At 36.2% G+C, this 24,231-nt stretch carries 21 protein-coding genes, 1 tRNA gene and 2 pseudogenes; 1 reads left to right on the top strand and 23 read right to left on the bottom strand.

All coding sequences use genetic code 11. The features are described from left to right. Positions 1 to 63: 63 nt before the first annotated feature. The 8 genes and pseudogenes from BQ7352_RS08490 to BQ7352_RS08455 form a co-directional block, all read right to left on the bottom strand. Positions 64 to 1,434 carry an MATE family efflux transporter gene (locus tag BQ7352_RS08490; protein WP_072448745.1) on the bottom strand — a complete coding sequence of 457 codons (1,371 nt, stop codon included), beginning with the start codon at positions 1,432 to 1,434 and terminating at the stop codon, positions 64 to 66. Positions 1,435 to 1,450: 16 nt separating this feature from the next. Further along, positions 1,451 to 2,563: an MGDG synthase family glycosyltransferase gene (locus BQ7352_RS08485; RefSeq protein ID WP_072448744.1), complete on the bottom strand. Its 1,113-nt coding sequence runs from the start codon at positions 2,561 to 2,563 to the stop codon at positions 1,451 to 1,453. After that, the gene (locus BQ7352_RS08480; protein ID WP_072448743.1) at positions 2,560 to 3,183 is read right to left on the bottom strand and encodes a glycerol-3-phosphate acyltransferase; all 624 of its coding nucleotides are present in this window, start codon (positions 3,181 to 3,183) and stop codon (positions 2,560 to 2,562) included. Before BQ7352_RS08480 ends, BQ7352_RS08485 begins: the two co-directional genes overlap by 4 nt. 86 nt (positions 3,184 to 3,269) lie before the next feature. Further along, entirely contained in the window at positions 3,270 to 3,683 is a 414-nt protein-coding gene (locus BQ7352_RS08475) for an EamA family transporter (RefSeq protein WP_072448742.1), read from the bottom strand. 154 nt (positions 3,684 to 3,837) lie between these two features. After that, a pseudogene (locus BQ7352_RS08470) lies at positions 3,838 to 4,706 on the bottom strand (carbohydrate ABC transporter permease). Between the two features lie 13 nt (positions 4,707 to 4,719). Beyond that, complete coding sequence (locus tag BQ7352_RS08465; RefSeq protein ID WP_072448740.1) at positions 4,720 to 5,625, bottom strand: carbohydrate ABC transporter permease; 906 nt, start codon at positions 5,623 to 5,625, stop codon at positions 4,720 to 4,722. A gap of 50 nt (positions 5,626 to 5,675) precedes the next feature. Beyond that, positions 5,676 to 6,974, bottom strand: coding sequence for an ABC transporter substrate-binding protein (locus tag BQ7352_RS08460; protein ID WP_072448738.1), 1,299 nt, complete (start codon positions 6,972 to 6,974; stop codon positions 5,676 to 5,678). Positions 6,975 to 7,037: 63 nt separating this feature from the next. Then, complete coding sequence (locus tag BQ7352_RS08455; RefSeq protein WP_072448737.1) at positions 7,038 to 8,630, bottom strand: hypothetical protein; 1,593 nt, start codon at positions 8,628 to 8,630, stop codon at positions 7,038 to 7,040. Positions 8,631 to 8,793: 163 nt separating this feature from the next. On the opposite strand from BQ7352_RS08455, the gene BQ7352_RS08450 reads away from it, so the two are divergent. Then, complete coding sequence (locus BQ7352_RS08450; protein WP_072448735.1) at positions 8,794 to 9,648, top strand: helix-turn-helix domain-containing protein; 855 nt, start codon at positions 8,794 to 8,796, stop codon at positions 9,646 to 9,648. A gap of 79 nt (positions 9,649 to 9,727) precedes the next feature. Here the strand turns inward: BQ7352_RS08450 and BQ7352_RS08445 are convergent, their stop codons facing one another. The 15 genes and pseudogenes from BQ7352_RS08445 to BQ7352_RS08375 form a co-directional block, all read right to left on the bottom strand. Then, positions 9,728 to 10,126, bottom strand: a complete 399-nt coding sequence (locus tag BQ7352_RS08445; RefSeq protein WP_072448733.1) for a dihydrofolate reductase family protein — start codon at positions 10,124 to 10,126, stop codon at positions 9,728 to 9,730. A gap of 155 nt (positions 10,127 to 10,281) precedes the next feature. After that, positions 10,282 to 10,683: pseudogene (locus tag BQ7352_RS14830) on the bottom strand (GNAT family N-acetyltransferase); the annotation flags it as partial. Positions 10,684 to 10,768: 85 nt separating this feature from the next. After that, a complete protein-coding gene (locus tag BQ7352_RS08435; RefSeq protein WP_072448731.1) occupies positions 10,769 to 11,104 on the bottom strand; it encodes a nucleoside triphosphate pyrophosphohydrolase family protein in 336 nt (111 codons plus the stop codon). A 139-nt stretch (positions 11,105 to 11,243) separates the two neighbouring features. Beyond that, positions 11,244 to 12,005 carry a DUF6560 family protein gene (locus BQ7352_RS14825; RefSeq protein ID WP_242948563.1) on the bottom strand — a complete coding sequence of 254 codons (762 nt, stop codon included), beginning with the start codon at positions 12,003 to 12,005 and terminating at the stop codon, positions 11,244 to 11,246. Positions 12,006 to 12,260: 255 nt separating this feature from the next. Continuing rightward, complete coding sequence (gene metA, locus BQ7352_RS08425) at positions 12,261 to 13,181, bottom strand: homoserine O-acetyltransferase MetA (RefSeq protein ID WP_072448729.1); 921 nt, start codon at positions 13,179 to 13,181, stop codon at positions 12,261 to 12,263. 29 nt (positions 13,182 to 13,210) lie between these two features. Beyond that, positions 13,211 to 14,770 (bottom strand): cardiolipin synthase, encoded by a 1,560-nt coding sequence (gene cls, locus BQ7352_RS08420; protein ID WP_072448727.1) that lies wholly within the window; start codon positions 14,768 to 14,770, stop codon positions 13,211 to 13,213. A 5-nt stretch (positions 14,771 to 14,775) separates the two neighbouring features. Further along, positions 14,776 to 16,728: an NAD-dependent DNA ligase LigA gene (gene ligA, locus BQ7352_RS08415; protein WP_072448725.1), complete on the bottom strand. Its 1,953-nt coding sequence runs from the start codon at positions 16,726 to 16,728 to the stop codon at positions 14,776 to 14,778. Between the two features lie 19 nt (positions 16,729 to 16,747). Continuing rightward, on the bottom strand, positions 16,748 to 17,539 hold the full coding sequence (locus tag BQ7352_RS08410) for a pseudouridine synthase (RefSeq protein ID WP_072448723.1): 792 nt from the start codon (positions 17,537 to 17,539) through the stop codon (positions 16,748 to 16,750). An 89-nt stretch (positions 17,540 to 17,628) separates the two neighbouring features. Next, positions 17,629 to 18,756, bottom strand: a complete 1,128-nt coding sequence (locus BQ7352_RS08405) for an N-acetylmuramoyl-L-alanine amidase family protein (RefSeq protein ID WP_072448721.1) — start codon at positions 18,754 to 18,756, stop codon at positions 17,629 to 17,631. Between the two features lie 69 nt (positions 18,757 to 18,825). Continuing rightward, complete coding sequence (locus tag BQ7352_RS08400) at positions 18,826 to 19,731, bottom strand: SH3 domain-containing protein (RefSeq protein WP_072448719.1); 906 nt, start codon at positions 19,729 to 19,731, stop codon at positions 18,826 to 18,828. 50 nt (positions 19,732 to 19,781) lie between these two features. Beyond that, positions 19,782 to 19,854: transfer RNA gene (locus tag BQ7352_RS08395), tRNA-Arg, on the bottom strand. Between the two features lie 162 nt (positions 19,855 to 20,016). Then, positions 20,017 to 20,772 carry a class B sortase gene (locus BQ7352_RS08390; protein ID WP_072448717.1) on the bottom strand — a complete coding sequence of 252 codons (756 nt, stop codon included), beginning with the start codon at positions 20,770 to 20,772 and terminating at the stop codon, positions 20,017 to 20,019. A gap of 10 nt (positions 20,773 to 20,782) precedes the next feature. Next, on the bottom strand, positions 20,783 to 21,505 hold the full coding sequence (locus BQ7352_RS08385; RefSeq protein ID WP_072448715.1) for an isopeptide-forming domain-containing protein: 723 nt from the start codon (positions 21,503 to 21,505) through the stop codon (positions 20,783 to 20,785). Further along, positions 21,483 to 22,316 (bottom strand): class C sortase, encoded by an 834-nt coding sequence (locus BQ7352_RS08380; protein WP_072448713.1) that lies wholly within the window; start codon positions 22,314 to 22,316, stop codon positions 21,483 to 21,485. Before BQ7352_RS08380 ends, BQ7352_RS08385 begins: the two co-directional genes overlap by 23 nt. Next, positions 22,313 to 24,214 (bottom strand): isopeptide-forming domain-containing fimbrial protein, encoded by a 1,902-nt coding sequence (locus tag BQ7352_RS08375; RefSeq protein ID WP_242948562.1) that lies wholly within the window; start codon positions 24,212 to 24,214, stop codon positions 22,313 to 22,315. The genes BQ7352_RS08380 and BQ7352_RS08375 overlap by 4 nt, the downstream gene beginning before the upstream one ends. Between the last annotated feature and the right edge of the window lie 17 nt (positions 24,215 to 24,231).

Here is a 24,231-nt window from a genome sequence, read left to right as displayed (position 1 = left end):
ACAAATGGGACTGCCACATTTCGATATTCTCCTAATGCGGCGGTCCCATTCAATCCTACTCATTTAATTTGTCATTTGTTTATCTATAAGCTTAAATTCTTTCCACATAAACCATGCAGAAAATACTGCTGCAATTCCATCTGCCACCGGTGCAGAATACATAACGCCATCAATTCCCATAAAAACCGGAAGGATAATCAACAACGGAAGCAGGAATATAATCTGTCTTGTAAGTGACAGGAACACGCCTTTTCCTGATTTTCCAATAGATGTAAAAGTGTTTGCAGTAATAGGCTGTATCCCGTTAATAAAGGTAAAAAACAGATAAATACGGAAAAATTTTTCTGCAAAAGTAAAATATTCTTCGCTTCCTGAACCGAAAATAGCAATAATCTGTCTTGGAAAAAATTGAAATAAAAGGAACGCCACAGTAGAAATAAGTATTGCCGCTATGAGAGCCTTTTTATAAGTTTCTTTCACTCGTTTTCCGTTTCCCGCACCATAATTGAAACTGATAATCGGCTGTATTCCCTGAGAAATTCCAATGACAATGGCGAAGAAAATCATACTTACTTTTGATATAATTCCCGCACATGCCATAGGAATTTCACTTCCATAAGAGGACTGTCCCCCATAATAAGTTAAGGTGTTATTCATGACAATCTGTACAATCATCATTGCCATCTGGTTAAAAAACGGAGCAATTCCAAGGGTTAAAATGGGAAGCCAGGAAGCCTTGGAAGGCAATAAAGCTTTCAAAGAAATATGTACTGTTTTAAATTTTGCAAGATAGCCTAAAACCATAATACCTGAGACTACCTGTCCGATAATTGTTGCCCACGCTGCACCTGCCATTCCCATATTAAAAGTGAAGATAAATAATGGATCTAAAACCGTGTTGATAATTGCCCCGGTCAATGTACAAATCATGGAATATTTCGGACTTCCATCTGCTCTGATAAGATTACTTCCTCCTGTGGTCACAATAAGAAAAGGAAATCCCAGAGAAGTAATTCCCGTATAAGTCAACGCATAGTCTAACACGTTATCTGTCGCTCCAAAAGCAAGCATCATAGGCTTTAAAAACAGTGTTACAATAACCGTCAGCGCCACACCTGCCAGAAGCATCATGCCAATAGCACCTCCTGCAAAGGAAACTGCTTTTTCTTTCTCTTTCCTTCCCATTGCAAGGTTAAAATTGGCTGCACCGCCAATTCCACACAGAAGCGCCAATGCGGTACACGTAATGGTAAGAGGAAAGGCTACATTTGTAGCTGCATTTCCAAGCATACCTACACTTCGTCCAATAAAAAACTGGTCTACAATATTGTAAAGAGAACTCACCAGCATTGCAATAATACTGGGAATTGCAAATTTCATCAGCAAACTCCCGATTTTCTCTGTTCCCAGAGGATTTGTATTTTTATTTTCCATACTCAAACGCCTTTTCCTAATTAATATGTTCCTGCAATAATTCTACAATTTTCTGTGCTGCATTTTTATCTATATAAGCCTTTTGCGCGGCTTTCATCTTCTGGATTTTCTCTGGATTATCCAAAAGTTCTATTCCTTTTTCTACCTGTTTTTCCACAGTTCTTGGAGCAATAGACATTCCATATTTTACAAAAAATTTCTTATTTTCTGTCTCACATCCCGGTATCGGTGATGTATGTACAATAGGAATACCGGAAACCGCTGCTTCGGTAGAAGTCAATCCTCCCGGCTTTGTATACAGAATATCACAAGCTTTCATATACAATGACATTTGCTTTGTCTGCCCCACGATATGAATATTTTCATGGTGTTGGTAATCCTTCTTCATCTTCTGAAAAATCTTTTTATTATTCCCGCAAATAACAATAATCCCATCAGAAGCTTCCATTCTTTTTTCCAACTGCATTGTCAGTTTTTCCAAATCACCGGCACCCATACTTCCACCCATAACAAGAAAGAGTCTCTTCTCTTTTGGCAGCTTTAAATGCTCTCTTACTTTAGCTTTTTCCGCTGTTTTTGTAAATTTTTCACTGACCGGAATGCCTATAGAAAGTAATTTTTCTCCTGGTATTCCCCGCTTTTCACAGACACTTGCCACGTCCTTATGAGGCACAATATAATAGTCACATCTTGTTTCTTCCCAAAAAGGAATACAGGTGTAATCTGTCATAATGGCCACCATAAAAGGCAATTCTATGCCCTGTCTTTTCATATAGGTAAGGGTTTCTGAAGGATATAAATGCGGCATTAAAAGAGCATCAAATTTCTCTTCATCCAGATATTTTTGCAAATATTTTCCCATTTTTGCATTTACATAATAAACCGGAGATTTCCTTGTTATCCTGCTTATTACCATTCCCAGTTTATAGACTGCGCCAAAAATATGAGGCGCTGTTTTTACCGTATTTACATACACATCTCCCACTGTCTGAGACACTTTTTGTCCTGCCAAGGTAAGATAATCGAACAAAATTGCCTCATGTCCTTGGGCTTCCAGCGCTTCTTTCATTGCAAGTCCTGCCGCATCATGTCCGCCTCCTGTTTTACAGGATAAAATTAAAACCTTCATCTATTTGCTCTCCTAATTCCAAAACATATTTGTCGTTCTTTTTTGTTCTTTAGATCTGCTCCGTGCTTATCTACAACCACCAGCGAAATCAGCATATTTCCCATACACAAAGCAGGATCTACCTTACAAATCAGGGCACTGATTGTCCAGCAAACATAGGTAATCAATGTTCGATAACTGTGTGGATTAATCCGAATAACCACAGAAAACAGCAGATACCAAAAAATCAAAAGCCACAAATTTGTTAAAAACGGGTAAAGACCAATCAGCACTCCAAAGGAAACTGCAATTCCCTTTCCTCCGTTTTTCTTTCCTCCGATTACCGGAAAAGCATGTCCAAACACAGGAGCAGCCATAACAAGAGCAAATCCGAAAAACTCTGTGCCAAGATGTTTTCCTGCCATATATACAGGTAATATTCCTTTTAAAATATCCCCAAGCAAAACTAGAATTCCACACAAAGCTCCACCACAGAGAAATGCGTTAGCTGTTCCCGGATTTCCGTCACTGCTTTCTTTTCTCACATCAATTCCTTTTATCATTTTCGGTACTGCATATCCAAACATCAGGCTTCCTGACAAATAGCCTAATGCAATATAAAATCCGTATTCTATTAGCATCTATTCACCCTTCTGTTTTTCACACTTCCACAATGGGGTATTCTACCACATTTTGAAGTTCTGTTCATCTGTTTTTTTAATCTTCTTTACATCACCATGAATAATGTTCCTATGGTAATCATACCGCAGCCTATGACGGACTTTATTGTAAGCTTTTCATGTAAAAACACAACTGCCAAAACAATTGTAATTACTACACTTAACTTGTCAACAGGCACAACCTTCGATGCCTCTCCCATTTGCAGCGCTCTATAATAGCACAACCAGGACGCTCCTGTAGAAAGTCCTGAAAGAATAAGAAAAATCCAACTCTTCCTGCTTATTTCACCTATTCCGTTCTGTGTATTCGTTAAATACACCATTCCCCATGCCATGATAACCACAACAACTGTTCTGATTGCCGTTGCCAGATTAGAGTTTACTCCATCAATTCCTATTTTTGCAAGAATTGAAGTAAGAGCTGCAAAAATCGCAGATAACAGAGCAAAAACAAACCACATTATTTCTCATCTCCTTATACTTTTCTCTCTTTTGTTATGTACTATTATATCATTATATCACATATTCATAAGCAAAAAAACTGCCACATCAGTCCATAGAAAGCTTCCTCTCTATTTTCTGACATGACAGTTTTTTATATCCAATACACCTCTTCTATCCTTTTACGCCTCCATTGGTAATTCCGCCGATAATCATCTTAGACAGCAGTATAAACAATAACAGTGTTGGGAGGAATACGATAACTACAGCGGCAAATAAGCCACCCCAGTCACCTGTATACTGCATGGAAGTCAATACACTTTTCAAACCTGGTCCTACTGACATATTCTTCTCGGAAGAAGCAAAATCAAGGACAGGAAATATTCATTCCATACATTCATAAAGTTAAAGATACCTACTGTTACAATTCCCGGCTGGGCCAGAGGGAGCATGATTTTCCAGAAAGTCTTCATGGGACTACAGCCGTCAATCGCTGCCGCCTCCTCGTAAACTCTTGATAAGTTAGAAAACGATGCTAAAAGGAATGTAGTTGTATAAGGGATCTGCATACCTATATACAGCAAAATCAGTAAAATCTTAGAGCCTGACAAATGTGCTCTGGTTGCCATGGAGAACAATGGCAGCACCACCATAATCTGTGGAATACTCATAGCTGTAATAAAACTGCTCTTTATAACAAGGTTTCCCTTAAATACAAATCTCGCCAATACATATGCCGCCGGTGCACTGATTAAAATAGAACCAACCATTGCACAAATAGCGTACATTAATGAGTTTAAAAAGAACACTGAAATACTATTTGCTGACCAGGCCCTTACATAGTTTTCAAAATGCAGCCCTGTTTCAAATTTCAGAGCCTTTCCCTGCATAATCTCCGGTGAAGTTGACAGACTGGCTGCTACAATCCAGAACAGCATTACGAGGGTAAAGAGGCACCATATTCCCACGATGAGATGCCCCGGAAGCAATCTCAGCTGTTTTTTAATTCCCGTTTTGGAAACTCTTCCTCTATGTTTTTTCATTTCTACACCTCTCTTACAGTTCCAGGTCATCATCTTTCACCAGACGACCTACCACAAAGAATACAACTAATACAACCAATGCCATTACAACTCCAACAGCTGCACCAAGACCACCGTTTCGTTCTACATTTCCCATAGTTCCAAAGGTAACGTTATACATATAGATAAACGGCGTGATCGTAGACATTTCACTGGCCAAGGGAGCACTCCACATCTGACTCCATACGAAAAACCCTACAACACTTACGGTCCAAAATGTCAGACAGGTTTTAAAAGTTCCTTTTAAAAGAGGACAGGTAATTGTGAAAAACTGTTTAATTTTTCCTGCCCCATCAATAGTAGCCGCTTCAAAAACATCTCCCGGTATCTGCTCAATGCCGCTCATAAAAATCAGCATAAAATAGCCAACAGAACCAAAGCAAAAAGCAATCAGCAAAGAAACGAACTTTAACGAACCGTTCATATAATCCAGCTTTGCCAAACCATCTGCCCCAATCCATGTAAAGAAATTGTGCAAAAGTCCAAAACGCTTATTATATACATAGTTAATCCACATAGTGGACATCGCTACTGCATTGATAATATTAGGAACGTAAATTATAGCACGATAAACATTCTTTCCTACAATTCCACTTGTCAAAATACCTGCAAACAAAAGTGCAACAGATAGAACCAATATACCTCCAATGAGCCAGATTTTCAGCATATTTATCATCGCCACCTGAAAGATTGTCGTTTCAGCCAAATCTGCAAAATTGGACAATCCCACAAACTCCCAGAGTCCCACAGGGTCACTGATTGATTCAACTTTAAAAAGGCTCATAACCACAGTTCTGCAAATGGGATATAAGAATGCAGCGACAAAAAATATCAGTGCAGGAGTCAAAAAGCATACTATCATTTTTTTATTCTGTTTCAAAATCTTCTTCTCCTTTCATAGAAAAATCCGGCTCAAAATCCGCATATTTCTTATTTTGCTGCTGTCATAGTATCTACAAAGCTCTGTCCATCCAGTTCCAGTTTTGTCAGCTTAATTAAGTTATCATAAAGGATTTCTTTATATGTAGGATTATTTTCCAGACCTACTGCCCATTGGTATGTTTTTGTCATTTCTTTGAAGTATGGTTCTGCACCACTTACACTTTCCGGCCATTTTGTATTTTCTACATCAGACGGAATAGAAGCTACGGCCTCAGCCATTTTACTGTCATAATCACCTGTTACTACAGTAAGAAGGAAATCAAATGCTTCCTGTTTGTACTCACTTTTTTCTACAATACCAAATCCCTGGCTTCCTACCATAGATGCTTCAGGTCCATCTACACCGCCTTCTACACTTGGCCATGGGAAAAATCCCCAATCAACTGTTGCACCCGTATTCTGGTTAATTTCATTTGGTATCCAAGAAGCGTTCAAAATCATACAGCTTTCACCAAATCCAATTTCGTTCTGTCCTTCCGGGTAGTTTGCAGGAGCATATTCAGACATATATCCTTTATCAAACAATGTGCGAATGTCATCTGCTGCTTTCTTTGCTTCCGGTACGTTTGCCCAATCTGCATTGTCCAAAGTTTCCAGTACCTTATCCTGACCTACGTAACGTGCTAACTGGTAACCATACAGTAAAGTTACGCCGTCAGAGTTACATGTCATCGGATTTACACTAGATTTTTTCAACTGTTCACACACTTCTAATAATTCATCAAAAGTTTCCGGTGTTTCTTTCACTCCTGCTTTTTCAAACATTGCTTTATCATACCAAACACCTGTTGTATATGGCTGATATGGCATTGCTTTTAACGCACCATCACTCCATTCCTTTACATTATCTAAAAGAATTGGCATAATGTGTTTTTCATAATCTGCTGCTGCTGCCATATCTGTTAAATCCGCAAGGTATTTTCCATTCTGCTGTGTCAGCATCATATAGTCTGTATCAAAAAAGTCTACATCTTCACCGGCATCAAGAGCAGGTCCGATTAACGTTTTAATATCACGGCCTTTCCATTCAATGTTAATATGAATACCTGTCTCTTTTTCATAAGCCTCTGCTGCTTCCTGAATAACTTTTGCCTGTCCTTCTGTGGAGTTCCACATAGACCAGTAAGTCATTTCCTTTCCACTATCTTTTTCTCCGGCAGCTTCTTCTTTTTTACTTCCTTCATTTCCGCCTTCTTCTTTTGTGTCCGAATTCCCACCACAACCACTCATAATCATTGTAGTTGCTGTAATTCCCACAAGTGTCATTGCTAAAAGTTTTCTTTTCATGGTAGTATTTCCTTTCTTTAATTTAATTTATTATTGACATACTTTCCTTTTCAGAAAGCACATTCAATTCTCTTCCCATGTACAGGCTCCCGGAATATTCCATTTTGCCTGTCGTCCCAAAAAATCTTCTTTTGTTTCACCATCTTCTGCTGAATTCAGAGTACATGGCTTTACAGGAACAAATCCCTCAAACCATTCTTTCTTGTGTACTTTCCCATTTGTAGTTCTTGGTCCACAAAGAGGATTTTTTAAAAGTACTTCTTCACACAAGCTTCCTTTTATATCTCCATCTGGAAGATTTTTAAAGTTACAATACAGATTATTGCGGTAAACTGCATGAGGTATCTGATGATACCAATCCTCCTGACGTGCCTGCGGATCTACATTACAGATAATATTCTGTTCCACCACCATCTGACCCCCTGACATATTATCCCGAATAAAAGGAACATCATTTCCAAGAATAAAGGTATTATGGTGAATATGCGCATCTGGATTATGAGCCGGATTTATAACTCCACCGCCATCCAGCATACTGATGTTATAACAAAATTCGTTATTCACACTTTCACCTTCACAGAACATTACGCATCCTCCGGCATTGTTATAGCTGTAGTTATACCGATATACTGTTCCATCACCGGAATCCGCATCCCAAGCCTGTCCATCCTGATTGTCACAGGTATGATATGCTTCATTATACTGAAACAAAGCATTTTTACATTTCCATGGCCAGATTGCTGCTGCTGTTTTTCCGCCTCTTTCACCTGCTTCTGTATAAATTTCATCGTTAATTTCATTAGCCGTATCTTCTGCCACATTGTATTCCACTAATGGGCAAAAAGCATACATTGGTGTAATGCCATCACCTCCAATACTTTTTACAAAGTTCTGATAAATATGTACTCTCTCATGTCCGTAAGTTTTCACTATTTCATCCGGCAATTCCAAGGTTGTAAAAAAGCTGTGCGTATAAGTATAACCTGCTGCAATTCCCCATCTGCTGCAATTTTCAACCTTACAATCATGAATAAAAAGTCCGTCAAAACGGGCAATCCCACTTTTTTCGTTTTCCGGCTTCAACGCACTGCAATAAATACCTCCATTATTTAAGTGCTTATCATAGACATTTCCCTTTACATCATGAATGTACAAATCAGAAAGCTCAATTTCATGAAGTGTTCCTCGATTTTGTGCAATTACAGATACACCTGTTCTATTCAGTCTGTCTCCCTGACTGTATTGTTCTCCTGCATAAAGTCCATCATTGGTAATTTCCAGCCCTTCCACACGAACATATTCACAGTCATATAAAAAAATTGCTGAAGATACATATCCTCTCCACACATGGGTATGTGCATCAAGCGGCTGTCCGTAATTTTGATACCAAATCCCTGTTCCTTCACACTGAATTACAGGTTTAGAACCATCTCCATAATTTCCAATGACAATAGGCGCCTGTCTGCTTCCCTGCACGTTTAAGTGCAGAGCCTGTCTTGAAAATACAGAGCCACATTCCAAACGTATTTCATCTCCCGGATACAGCTTCTTCTTCTCTGCCGCTGCCAGCGTCCGAAGAGGATATTCCTTTGATGTTCCTGTATTATTGTCATTTCCGTCTTTATCGCTGACATAATAGATTGTCTTTTTCTCCACTGTACTATCCTTTCTGATAAATGGTTTCTTGAATTTCTTTCGTTTCTGTATCTACAGCTTAACATCTTGAGATATAAATAAAAATATGTTATATTGGTGTAGACGTTATATAAATTGTTGTTACTTTGACTATACATTAAAAGAAATGAGGATTTTATTTGTCATGTATGAACTATTTAATTTAAAAGAAGCCATTCATTTTGGTAATTCCAGCCAATTACTCTATATTTCTTCGCTTAAATTCGAAAGAGACTGGAATGGTATGCAGCACTCTCATGAATGCACAGAAATCTTTTTCTGTCTTAATGGAAAAGGTTCTTTTCATATCGGTGGTGACACGCTCTCCGTAACACCTTATGACTTTATTATTATTGCTCCCGGCATGAAACATGCGGAATCCAGTACCTCTGTCTCTCCTTTGGAATATGTAGTTTTAGGATTATCTAATCTTTCCTTTCTTTTGGAAAATGAAACAACGGGCTTTCATGTAGGAACTTTCAAAGAATATGCATCTTTTATTCCATCTTTGCTCACCGCCCTTATAACAGAAGTAAATAATCAGCCGGAACAATACCAAGAAGTTGCTTCCAATCTTTTAAATCTTCTTTTGCTTTACCTGAAACGAATTTCAAATCTTGAAATTTCACAAAAGAAAACAAACTCCTCTTCTGTTCCGGCTAATCAAAGTTCTGCCTGGATAAAACAATATCTGGATAATAATTTTACAAAAGACGTAAATTTAGATGTGCTGGCAGAAAAATTTTATTTAAACAAATACACCATTATTCATAACTTCCGGAAATTTTATGGAACAACGCCCATTAACTATCGTTTAGACAGACAGTTTAAAGAAGCTCTTTTTCTGCTGGAAACTACAGAAAATACCATTCGGCAAATTTCAGAATCGCTGGGTTTCAGTTCCTATAACTATTTTACCCAATGCTTCCAAAAACGTTTTCACATGACACCTACAGAGTATCGAAAAAAATATAAAAAAGAACACGAATTTATTCATTAGGTTTTACTAACTCACCTTTTTGTTTGCCCTGACAACAAAAAGGTGGGAACTCTATGCCCCCACCTTTCATAATACCTATTTATTTTACAGAAACATCATCTTTTGAAATTCTTTTTTCTCCGTCTGTTTCGATTTGATTTGCAACTCCGTTTCTTACTTTTTCCAGTCTTAACTTTTTTATGAAATCAATCGGATTTTCATTTATAAATCTAATTTTTTCAGTAGAACTGCACTTCCTGTGTGTAAATACATAAGTCAAAAAATCACTGTATATCCACTCATTTGGAGAAAACTCCGTAACTACCTGATGATAAGTATTCCACCCCATAAGTATTGTATCAATGTCTTTTACAAATTCAGAATAAACATCAATATCCTCGTGACTGTCCCCTTGTCCTTCCAGCCAATGAACACTGCCTTCTTTATCTGCAATATATCCATCAAGGCTCATGGCAATAAATAATCTGACTTTTCGCATCTGTTCACCTTCTAACATTTACCACTATTCTAATCTTTCAAGCAATGAAAAATCTGAAATCATCTTCTTTTATACAAAATGATTTCCGGGTTCTCACTATCACATCCATATTCATACGAAACGCACTATCATACACAAAGTTAACACTATTCTCATCATAAAACCAATGTCATTCCTAATATTTCTAAGCATAGTTGTTTTGTTATATTATTAAAAAACATCCCCATTCCGCCTGCTAAAAAAGATAAAATATATAAAACTATCCATTTTCGATGCCTTTTTACTTGATATGCTCTTTTAGGATTTTCTTCTGCATAAGTAATTGCCGTTTTAACAATATTTTCCACCTTAATCGTAGTGCTGATTTTCTCGTCTTTATAAAGCTTGCGAATTTCAATCAAGTTCAATACTGTATAGCCTTTTGAGCGTAAAAAAGCTATCATCCTGTCATTATTTAGATGCATATAATTAAAAACGGTCTCCTGTCCCATTGACTCGGCAATTTCCTCTGCTTTCTGAAACAACAAGGAAGCAATACCTTTTCTTCTATGCTTGGAACTTACAAAAAGATGCTCAACCCATAAAACTCCATCCTCAGTTCTACATACAAAATAGCCAAACTATTTCCTCCCTAAATCGAATTTATATATCTCCTTTTAATCTAACCAATGATTTCTGAATGTCAAAACCATCAGGATATCTCTTTTTCAGTTTATCAATATTCGCCTGAAAAACCTCCTCAAGAGAAACATCTAAGGCTGTAGCTGCTTCTGCCAAATACCATGCAATATCTCCAAGTTCTTTTTTCAAATGTTCTTTATCTAATTCATGTCCTTGCGCCATCCACTTTTTCACAATGTCAATGGCTTCTCCTGCTTCTCCGCATAGTCCCATTACACTATTAATTAAAACCTCCCTTTTATCAAGTTCCGGGTTGAGTGTAGTCATTGCTAATGTTTGATATTCATTCACATTCATTTTCTTTCCTACCTTGTTCAATAAATTTAATTCTTATTTTTTCTTACAATTTCTTATAATTACAAAAATACCAATTGCCGGTAAAGCCGTGATAACTCTATGGCTAAAGCTCTCCATCGTGCCTGAAACGATTGTCAATTTATCGAAATTTGCTTTTCATTTTAACTGAAAAATCATAGCTCCACACCGGGATATGCAATCGGTTCATCTGTGCTATAAACAATGAAAATTCCATATTATCATCAAATGTAAATATTCTTTTCTCTCCTATATAAACACGAAATGCACCATTCTTTTTATATATGCCCTTTGTTATATCCTTGAAATTGTATTTTCTTACACGACCAAAAGTAGAGCGATAGATAATTTCCATATCGTTTACTTCAATTTTCCATAGTCCTATATTTAAAGCTGCTGACAGCATTGCTATTGAAAATATTAAAAGAAAAATAATAACCCATAAATCTTCATGTACATAAATTGCATATATAAATAACCCAATGCAACATACACTAAAAAGAGAAAAAAGCCAACATAAATATTTCTCTGACTGTATAAGATAATACCTTGATACTAAATTTTTTTCTGTTTTTTTGTTAGAATTCTTTTTATAGGCAATGTATCCTAAAATTCCTATTACTGAGGCTATCGAAATAATAGAACCAAATATAACTCTCGATTGAGTATCTGCCATAAGAAGAATGAACAGTAAATATCCCAATACAAAAACACATACATAAACAAACTTAATTAACAGTTTGCACTTTTCTAAAAAAATGGTAATTTTCTGCTTGGATTTTATATATTGATAAAAAAATGAAATAAGTTCAAATAACACAGGTATTCCTATGATGAAAAGATAACTTCCAAAAGCATCATAAATATTCAAAAGTAAGTTCATTAAATTTCCACCTTTACTAAATTCCTTATATTATACCATTCATCAAAAAACGCGTCATTACTTTTCTGCTGTCTGTCAAAATATATTCATAAAAAAATAACGAGGCAAAAATCGTTTCAAATAGGAAGAACCATCTGTACTAATGTATATCCTCATCTGTTTTCCCTCATACTCCATTATGAGATGAAATTGCACCCCATCTATTTTTCCAAAAATTCAAGGGCATATTGCACTTACACAATATGCCCCATAACATTAAAACGGTGTTCCGTCCAGATTATACGGTGTCACCTGATAAACATAATAATTCAGCCAGTTTGTATAGAGATTATTGGCATGAGAACGCCACAAAAGCAACGGCTTATTCTCTGCATTATCCTCCGGATAATAGCCTTTTGGCATTTCAATCGGAAGACCTTTACTTAAATCTCTTTTGTATTCTCCATCAAGAGTTACTCTGTCATATTCAGGGTGTCCCATGACAAAAATCTGTCTGCCATCTTTTGCCATAGCCAGAAATACACCGGCTTCCTCAGACTCTGCCAGAACTGTAAGTTCTTTACAATTATGAATATCCTCTGCCGGTACTTCAGTATGTCTTGAATGAGGCGCAAAAAACACATCATCAAACCCTCTTACTAACGGAATTTTCCTGTTTTTCACCTTATGTGGAAAAATTCCAAACACTTTCTTCTCCATCTTTCTTTTCTGCAGTCCATAATGATAATACAATCCCGCCTGCGCCGCCCAGCAAAGATAAATAGTAGAAGTTACATTCTCTTTAGACCATTCCATGATTTCTGTGATTTCCTGCCAATAATCTACCTCTTCAAATTCCATCTGCTCTACCGGCGCTCCGGTAATAATCATACCATCAAATTTATGCTCTTTTACTTCATCAAAAGTCTGATAAAACTTATTCAAATGGCTGGTCGCTGTGTTTTTGGAAACATGACTGCTTACCATCATAAAAGAAACATCTACCTGTAACGGTGTATTGGACAAAGAGCGCAAAAGCTGTAACTCTGTATCTTCTTTTAAAGGCATGAGATTTAAAATCAAAATCTGTACCGGACGAATATCTTGATGAACAGCTCTTTTTTCATCCATTACAAATATATTTTCCTTTTCTAATATTTCCTTAACAGGTAAATCACTCTGAATTTTAATAGGCATTTTCTTTCCTCCGCTTTATTTTATTTTGTCTACATAAGAGGCGCAAACATACGTAAAACTTTTCCTGTAATTCTCATTGCTAATTTCTGACGTTTATAATCAGATGGTTGTATCTTAATACTTTTTTTCAAAGTTGCCTGAAAATCCTTTTCAATTTCTAAAATCTGTGAGTTTTCATACATTAAGACACCACATTCAAAATGGTGGAATAAGCTCCTGTAATCCAAATTAACAGTTCCTACAACTGCTTTTTCATCATCTGCAACAAAAACTTTCGCATGTACAAATCCAGGCTCATATTCACAAATCTGTACTCCAGCTTCCAAAAGCTCATTATAATATGTCTTTGCCACAGCAAATGCAGCCTTTTTATCCGGAATATGAGGCATAATAATGGATACTTGAACACCTCTTTTTGCTGCATAGGTAAGTGCCATAAGCATCTCATAATCTAAAATCAGGTAGGGAGTCATAATATGTACATAGTCCTTGGCTGTATTTAAAATGTCAAGATATACCTTTTTTCCTACTCTTTCTTTTCCAAATGGACAAACCTCATAAGGGATTACATATCCGTCACTGGGCATAGTAAATTCTGCAGGTGTTTTATATTTATCATAAGCTTCTTCTTTTGTTTCAGAAACATTCCACATCTCTAAAAACATATATGTAAAACGCTCTGCTGCCTTTCCTGTCAATCGTACAGCAGTATCTTTCCAATGTCCGAAACGTACTTTCTGATTAATATATTCATCGGCAAGGTTTGTTCCTCCTGTAAATGCCACTTTTCCATCAATAACCATAATTTTTCTATGATCTCTATTGTTATAATGAGTAGAAAATACAGGCTTAATTGGCGCAAACATTTTACATTTAATTCCTTCTGCCTCTAAAAGTTTTGGATAAAAATAAGGCAAAAGCGCCAACACACACATACCATCATACATAACACGCACTTCTACGCCTTCTTTTGCTTTTTTCTTTAAAATATCTAATATAGTGTTCCACATCTTTCCTTCTTCTACAATGAAAAACTCTAAAAAGATAAATTTTTCTGCTTTTTCCAGCTCTGTAATCATATCTTTAAACTGATCATCTCCAAGTGGATAATACGTTATTTGTGTGTGGTCATATACCGGACAATTATCATATTCTTCCATATACTGAACAAAATGCCCCATCTGGGAATTTTCTTCTTTCAATCTGTTTTTCACTTCCATGTTTTGAGGCACATACTGTTTGGTAAACTGAGAAAGATATTTCAAACGTCTAAAAATCATTTTTGTTCCCAGCTGCATCGCCACATACAAATAAAAAAATGCACCGAATACAGGAAAAATAACCAACGGAAGCATCCATACCAGCTTAAAATCAGGGCTTTCATTACTATTAAATAAATGTAGAACTACACTGACACTTAACACTACAAAAAGCAAATAAAACACATAGCTATAATCTCTTAACCAGATATATGTTACTGCCAGCAGTGCAAATTGGACTAAGAATGCAAATATTACAAACAGCGTTCTTCCAAATATAATCTTTTTTACTCCCTGAATTCCCTTTTCTTTTATTTCTTCTTTCTTCATAAGTTTTACATACCTGCCATTTTCATAAAATCATCTTCTGATAAAATTGGAATACCAAGCTCTTTTGCTTTTTTATTTTTAGAAGAATTAGACGTAGTATCATTGTTAATCAAATAATGTGTTTTTGAAGTCACACTTCCTGTTACTTTTCCACCCCTCTTTTCAATTTCTTCTTTCAGCTCTGCTCTGTTTGTAAAATGTATTACACTTCCTGTAATTACAAATTGCTTACCTTCTAAAGATAAATTTTCCTCTCTTTTTACTTCCTCTAATTCTAAATGTGACAACAGATGACGAAACTTTTTCAAATTTTCTTCTTCTGCAAAATACTCTGTGTATGTCTTAGCAATTACAGGGCCAATTCCTTCTATACCGCTGATTTCTTCCTCATTGGCTGCAATCATTTTTTCAACATCATAGTGAAGTTCTTTGCATATAAGTTTTGCATTTGCCAAGCCAATATTTGCAATCCCAAGACTGTAAAGCACTCTTGGCAGAGTAGTATGTTTTGCCCTCTCCAAGCTGGCAATCAGATTATCGAAAGATTTCTGTCCAAATCCTTCCATTTCTAAAATCTCATCTTTATATTTTTCAATTTCAAATATATCCCCAAAATCTCTGATAAATCCTTTTAAAATAAACTTTTCCAGCGTTGCTTCTGACAATCCATCGATATTCATAGCATCTCTGCTGACAAATAAGGTAAACGATTTAATTTTCTTCGCCTGACACTGCTCATTCATACAGTATAATGCTTCTACATCGTTTGTTTTTATTACTCTGGCCTCTTTTCCACATACCGGACATATTTTAGGAATTTCCAAATTTCCGCTTCTAGTCAAATTTTCTGCAATCTGAGGAATAATCATATTTGCCTTATATACCTGAATTTTATCCCCAATTCCAAGCTGCAATTCCTTCATGATACTAATATTATGCACGCTGGCGCGGCTTACTGTGGTTCCTTCCAGTTCCACCGGTTCAAAAATAGCTACCGGATTAATCAATCCTGTTCTTGAAGCGCTCCATTCAATTTCTTTTAAGGTAGTTTCTCGGATTTCATCCTTCCATTTAAACGCATACGCATTTCTCGGAAACTTGGCTGTACTTCCTAAAGACTCTCCATAGGCAATATCATCATATAAAACTACAAGTCCATCGGATGGAAAATCGTTTTTTGAAACCTGATTTGAAAAATACTCCATGGCCTCATCCAGTGTTTCTCCTGTGACAACACGATATTCCACCACATCAAATCCCTGTTCTTTTAACCAGCAAAATTGCTGCTCCCGCGAATTATGAAATTCAACGCCATCTGCTTTTACCAGAGAAAATGCATAAAAGTTCACATTTCTTTTCGCTGTAATTTCATTATTTAACTGCCTTACAGAACCACTGCACAAGTTTCTCGGATTTTTATATTTAGCGTCTACATCCTCTATCTGTGCATTAATTTTTTCAAAGTCAGAGTAAGTGATAATAGCTTCTCCACGTAAAACTAAATTCCCCTGATAGGCAATCTGCAACGGAATATTTTTAAAAACTTTTGCATTTCCCGTAATGACTTCCCCTACAGTTCCATTTCCTCTGGTTACTGCTTTCAACAGCTTTCCGTTACTATAGGTCAATACAATAGTAAGTCCATCCAGTTTCCAAGAAAGTAATGATTTTTGCTCTCCAATAAAAGCTCTTAATGCTTCTACATCTTTTGTTTTATCCAGAGACAGCATTGGACTTTCATGAGCTTCCTTTGGCAGTTCGTCCAAAGCCTCATATCCCACAGAAACTGTAGGGCTGCCTGCCAGAGTAACTCCCGTTTCTTTTTCCAGCTGCACTAACTCATCATATAATTTATCATATTCAAAATTGCTCATAATTTCTCTATCTTCCTGATAGTATGCCTTTGATGCCTCTGTTAAAATTTTCAGCAATTCCTTCATTCTTTTCATTTTATCCATTCTCTGAAGCCTCCATTCTTTACTGTCTTTTTCTTACTTTAGATGGATTTCTATATTTTCCCGCATTTTTTATAGGTTTTCGTCCATTTTCCAAAGCAGCTTTCTGTGGCCTATCTTCCTCTTTTCCAAGCTGACTTTTCAGCTCATTCAGCTCCTCTTCTGTTGCTTCACGATAACTTCCTGTTGGAAGATTTCCCAATTCAATATTCATGATCCGAATTCTCTTTAATTTTACCACTTCATATCCCAGATAATTACACATACGCCGTATTTGTCGATTTAATCCTTGTGTGAGAGTAATTCGGAAAATTCTCTCCCCTTCACGCTCTGCCTTACATTTTCTGGTGATTGTCCCTAAAATTGGAACACCTTCTCTCATTTTCTGTAAAAATTCCTCCGTTACCGGTTTATCAACAGTTACAAGATACTCCTTTTCATGGTAACTGCCGGCCTTCATAATCTGATTTACCAGTTCGCCCTCATTGGTAAGAAGTAAAAGACCTTCAGAGTCTTTATCCAGTCTTCCTGCATAATATACCCTAATTGGATAATTAATATAAGAAATTACATTCTTTTTAACCTTTGGATTTGCAGTACATTCAATTCCTTTCGGCTTGTGAAATACTAAAACCACTTTTTTCTCTTCACGCTTTATCACTTTTCCATCTACTTTAATTTCATGAAAATCTTCCACCTGCATTCCCTGCACGGCAAGTTTTCCATCTACGGAAACATGTCCCGCTTCTATTAAACGGTCTGCCTCCCGTCTGGAGCATATACCTGCATCACTTAAATATTTATTTAAACGCATAACTCCTCCTTCATATTCTGACAGGAATACCCCAATAACGGCTTACAGATTTTTCTATAAATCGCTATCAGGGTATCTCTTTTGTACCATCACTCCTGCACATGTATATTCAAGCTTCCATCCTCGTTCAGATAATAGGATTTTCCTTCAATGGTAATCCAGCCTGTAGCCATAACCCCATCTTCATGGAAATAATACTGCTTACCGTCTATCTTTCTCCATCCAGTCATAAGTTCCGAATTTGCAAGATAATAATACTTCCCATTTGACACAATCCAGCCATCCTGTAATTCTCCCTCATCTGTAAGATAATACCATTTTCCATTCTCTTTGAACAAACCAGTTCTGGCACTTCCGTCCTCATTAATAAAGTACCACTTTCCATCCTGTTTTAACCATCCGGACTTTCCTATAATTCCGTCCTCTGTAAGATAATAAGACTTTCCACTTATAGAAACCCAGCCTTTCTGCTCCTTTCCGTCTGATCCCACAAAATGTTTTTGTCCATCTTCATTGATCCAGGCATTCCGTACCATAGAACCGTCTGTATTCATATAATAACGCTGGTCTCCATCTGTAATCCAGCCTGTAGCCATTGTCCCATCTTCACGAAAAAAATAATATTGCCCATCAATATATTCCCAACCATATGAAATTGCTCCATATTCATCCCGATAATAATATTTATCATCTTTTAATATCCATCCTGCGGATACTGTTCCATCTTCATTGAAAAGATACTGGACACCATCGACTTCTGTCATTCCTGTAGCGGCTGCCCCATTCTCCTTAAAGTAATAATGCTTTCCATCTATATCTGTCCAACCTATAGCAGGCGAACCATTTTCATCTAAATAATAAGTGCCACTTTCATCTGTAAACCATCCTACTACCGGAGAACCATCCGAATTCCTATAAAAAATTTGCCCTTTGTCCTGTACCCAGCCGGTTTTTACATAGCCCTTTTCATCAAAATAATAAGTAATTCCATTCAACACCCGACTGCTGTTTTGAATAACAGAACCATCATGATATACAAAACGACGTCCATTTTCATTATAAATCCAATGATCCTCTTTCGTTGCTTCCTTTTCATTTTTATAGCTCACCATAGAATGCTTAATTATCAAAGCCCCATACTGTGGTGCTATAACAAAAAAAGAACCTGCCAAAACAACCGGAATTGTAATAAGAATTCCTTTTTTAGTAATTTTCATACTTTTTCCTCTTTATTGTGCAAACACCCTGACAACTAACACCTTTTGTGTCTGCTGCCAGGGTATATTTTACTGAACTAAATCGCCGAATACATAAGCTTCTCTGCCATTATATTCTACCTTTATCCAATTATCTGATGCATTTTCCAGTTTCTTTACCTGCTCCCCTGCCTGTAATTTTCCTAAAATTTCAGCATTTACATTGGCATCAGAACGTATATTACAAGCTTCTTTCGCTGTCAGCATATCACCGTTATCTGCCATCTGTGCTGTATTGACTTTTTCGCCCAGCTCTTCTTCAAACTTTTTCAAAGTATCATCAGAAGCCATTGCTGTATTTAATTTCTCTTCTACTTCTGCAATCAGCTCTGCCACATCACTTTCCTGTCTTGTTTTCTCTATACACTCCTGAATTTCAGTATTTGTATCATCATTCTGGATAATGTATTTTCCATCTTCGTTTTTATAAACATATAACTCTGACAGTCCAGGAGCCGGAGTATTAATATCTTTAAATTTTAAATCATAAGCTGCAAATACTACATAACTATTTTCATCAAGTCCTTTTTTTGTATAAACTGTTACATTTTCATAAGACTCAATATAAGTAGCATTTGTTACCTTTGTTTCATCAGTTGCATTAAAATTATCCGTCAGCTCTTTCATCTTGGTAACATCTTTGTCACCCCAAGCAGAGTAAAAGGATTGAATTAAGGCATTTACTTCAGGATATGCATTCTTCTCAAGAGCATTCTCATCTTCCTCTTCAGACTTATTTCCATCTGTTTTTTCGGAATCTGTGGACTCTTTCTTCTGTTCTGTTTTCTTTGCCGGTTCATTTTCTTTTTTATCAGAAGAATTTCCCATAATCGCTTTTATTCCAAAAAATAGCAATAACAGAACAGCCAGAATTGCCAGACCCAGAAGAATATACCTCAGATTATCCGAGAGCCATTCTCTGAAATTGTCTAACATGTTTGTCCTCCTTACATTCCCTTATTTCCATGCTCTCCCCAAAGCACAAACACACCCGGAGGGAATCGAACCCCCGACACGTGGCACCGGAAACCACTGCTCTATCCCCTGAGCTACGAGTGCACATAATTGTAATATCTCGGTTATCATAGCATATTTTTTTTCACTTGTAAAGCCTTTGCCATCTTCCACCAGTGGAAGCATATAAAGGAATAAATTATGGATATGCCCCTTTTCTATTTTAAAATGTTTTAAAAAAAGAGGCATTTCCATGTTTTTATATTTTTATTCCAATACAAATTTTTCCTTTATTAAAGTAAAATTTAAAACCAGTCGATATTTCCCACCAGCACTGCCATCACAAGTCACAAGAGTAAAAATTTGCGCTGTTTCATTTTTCGGTATTTCTAAAGTAATTGAACTTCTTTTCACTAAATTATTTACAATTTTCTCCGCATTACTGTGCTCCCAGGTCTTTTCTCCCAGTTCCAAGATACTGTCTGTATTTTCACACGGAAAAGCAGATATTAACTCCAATTCTTTTGTCCTTTCTTTTGTATACAAATAAGCTCGCCTATAAGATTTCGCATATTCTGTATCTTTATATTTCTTCAGTCCACCAAACATCTGCCCCGAAATCATGTTATGACCATATAAACAAACATGAAAATCCTGATTTAATTTCACATCCGGAAAAGCAAATATTGAACCTAAAGTACTGGATTTTCCTTCAAAATCCTTTTTTAAATATTCCTGCTCTGTATCTCCTATCATTATAGGATAGTCTACTTTTGTACCGGGTATATAAATCCATCCGGCAATTTCTTCATTTATCTCTTCCAATACATGAAAATCAATATAACGATTAAACGGATCATCTATCTCCAATTCTTTCTGATTAACAGATGGTATCTTTATTATTTGTTCCCTCAATACTTCATAATGTTCTTCTGCATAAAAAAACAAAAATAGTTCTTTCATCCCCAATGTCAACAGCAGAAAAAAAAGTATTCCGAATACTATATTTATCAACTTTTTCATTCTTTTTTCTTCATTTTTTAAATATCCTGTTAAAAGTTACCAAAAACATTGCAATCAAAGCTGCACCGATAAAATATTTTAAGACTGGACTGTCTAATCCGGTCTGAGGCGCTTTTGGTTTTCCCGGAGAGTCTGTTGTAATTTCATCTGGTTCTGGTTCATGTTTTGGGATAACTGTAATATCATAATTCATCTCTCCCTCTTTTTCATCAAAGGTAGGAATAGTGATTAAGAACGGCGTTACTTTCTCATATTTAGCAGTATCTGTAGCTTCTAAAAAATACACACCTACTGATAAATCAGAAAAGCAAAGCCTTCCATTTTTGTCTGTTACCAAAACTTTTTCTGCAGAAATATCCAATTCAGCCAACTTTTCTGCAGCCTCTTCCATCTCCTTCGCTGACTCAATTGTATTTAAATCCACATTTGAAGAAGCAAATTCCTCCTTTAATATGTATTCACCTTTCCTAACTTCGCCTACCTTTGTACAAGAAAACTCTACATTTTCTCTTGACGTTCCCTTCCCTCCCTCTGTCAGCTCAACACAAATACTCCCTCTTTGATGCATATCTACATTTTCCAATTTTTTTACATCTACAAAAGAATTTTCTCCTTTTGTCCCCTCATAATCTACAAAAAGTTCTCTGTCATCTGCAAATACTTGTATGCTAATTACAAATAATAAAAATATAGTCATAGAAAATAAAAAATTACTTTTCATGCTTTTTTTCATATGCTTTCCTCCCCAAAAAAGAACTCACTTCTACTATAATAAAAATAAATGGCAATACTATAAAAAAAATTTCCCGAAAAGAAGGTAATTTTCTTTTAATACTATCATATTCCACTTTTTCATAAGGTACTCTTTCCCCTGTTACAATCAGCCTCTGTGTATTAATTCCATAAGGAGTACAGGTTACCAGCGTACATAAATCTTTTTCCGGTAAAATCTCCAGCCTCTCCGCTTCTTCCGGCTCCATTACTTCAATTTCCGTAATGCAGTATGCCAAGACTTCCCCACATGTACTTATAAAAAAAAGATCCTCTGTGTCCAGTTCGTCCAGTCTTGTAAACAATTTAGAATTCGGCAGTCCTCTGTGTCCGGTAAGAATACATCTCGTATTATTTCCACCAATGGGAAGACTGCTGTCCTGAAAATGTCCTATTCCTACAGATAATACTTCCTCTGATGTCCCATGGTAAATCGGAAGATCTATGTTAATCTTAGGAATTTCAATACTTCCCATAATACCTGTTCCAGAAATATTTAACAGACTCTTATAATTTTCATTACTTAAAATTCCTTCCTGCAGACCTGCTATACTTACTCCTTGAGTTTGAAACAACATATTGTTATATTCCGATGCTTTTTCTAAAATATCCTGTATTTTACTTTCATCTTCCATTTCCATACTACCTTGGTAAGTAGCGACAGCATCTTTCTGATGCTGTCGCGCTGCCATACTGCTAATTAACGGATAAGAAAGAAGAAGTAATCCTGCTATAAAAATGATTTTATTCCATATTCTTTTTCGTTTCTTCATTTCTTCCTCTGTTTCCTGTTAGATAACATAGAACCACTTATTAAAGCAGCTCCTGTACATACGATTACCAGCATAGCCGAAGAACCTGTAATCGGCAGTTTTTTTCCTACTTCATTAATTACTTTTATATACAGATTGCCTTTCTTTACATCTGTATGGAGTTTTATATCTTCCTCCTTAAAGGCACCATTGTAGAAAGACTTTACATGAGCAGTACCTTCCAATCTCTTTAATGTTTTTTCTGTAGCTCCTTCCCCCTTCACATAATTATTTCTGTCTGTACTATAAGTTGGTTTTACATGAATAACAATCGGATCAAGAAGAGGGCGATATCCATCCGGTGCATCTGTTTCTTTTAAATAATATGTACCCTGATCCAGACCGTAAATCTTAAAAATACCCTTTACATCTGATACCATTTCTACCGCTTCCTGTGGTGTTATACCACCTGTATGATCACTGCCTCCTGCGGAGTCACGATTAATCACAATATATCCATCTTGTCCTTGGTTCGTATTTTTCTTTACATAAACTTCATTCTTACATTCCTTGTCGCTGTAAAGACGGAATTTCGCATTCTGCAGCACTTTATCATGATTGTTGGTCTTTAATCCATCTATTTCAAAGGTAAAACATACAACTGTATCCCATGGTGTAAAACCTGTTTCCCCTCTTCCGTTTGCGTCTGCATCATTGGAAAATTCTAAGCGAACATCATTTTCAAACCCCGGTCTTCCGGTATCTAATGCAGCCAAATCATTTAAAATTGCTTCATATTTTAAAGTAACCATTAACCCATTATAATCGTTTTCCTGATTATTATTTATTTTATTAAATTCACGATCCACAATCTTCTTTATATCCATAATTTCTACTTTAAAAGTATCACCGGAGTTATCCTGTGGATTTTCTGTCAAAACATATTCACTGTCCTTCAGTTTATAACTTTTACCCTCTTTGCTTTTTATAGAAATCTCTATTTTAGATTTATCTGCACGAAAAGTCAGCGCTTTATCCATTTTGTCATGCCATCCGTAATAATAAGAACTATATCCATTCATGTCAGGAACAGTGGACACAAATTTATAAGGTACTGTCTGTCCAATTTCATAATCCCCAATATCATTCCAACCATCATTTTTAATACTATCTTTATTATCATCTTCCTGTATTTTCTTTGTTATCACCGGATAATCAGATTTAATATTCACCTGAGCATCCGGATTTGCTGTATTTACCATACAAAGAGAAGACGCAAACCACTGCTCTCCATTTTCATCTGTTTTAGATAACTCATCTACTACATAGTATCCAAATGCAAGACCTGTAATTGATATGGAGTTATCAGCTTTTGTGGACTGCACCGTAAAAATTTCTCCTGATTTGTTTTCTTTCTTAATCTGGCTTCTTACATTTTCCACAAAATAACGAAATGCGCTGTACCTGCCTTCCAACTTCTGAAAAGCATCCGCACCTTCTACCGGATTAGAATTCAGCGTTTGGATATAATCAATCGCCATGTATTCTGTTACATCTGCCGGTCTTAACTGTGTTCCATTCTTTTTATTCAAAGCGGCAGCAACTATTGTCTTAATTGCATTGGCATATTCTGGATTAAAAGTATAATTAATAGACTCTCCGTCTTTTGAATTTTCTGCATAAAATAGCTGAAAGACTTCAAATTTCTTTCCTGCTAAAGATTGTCCCTGATTTCCATTAATGGTAATACTGGCAGAGCCCTTGCCAAAATCAATGATACCATTTACAACCTGGTTTCCTTGTGTTACTTTCATTTCTTTCGCATAAACCGGTGTTAATCCACTTCCTACTGTGTTTGTTGTTATTATTACTGCTGCCAGTCCCATCATTAACATTACTTTAAAAATTTTATTTTTCATTATTTTTCCTCTTTTCA

This window comes from Blautia sp. Marseille-P3201T (genome assembly GCF_900120295.1).
Classification (GTDB): domain Bacteria; phylum Bacillota; class Clostridia; order Lachnospirales; family Lachnospiraceae; genus Blautia.
This window is presented reverse-complemented; position numbering and strand designations above follow the sequence as displayed.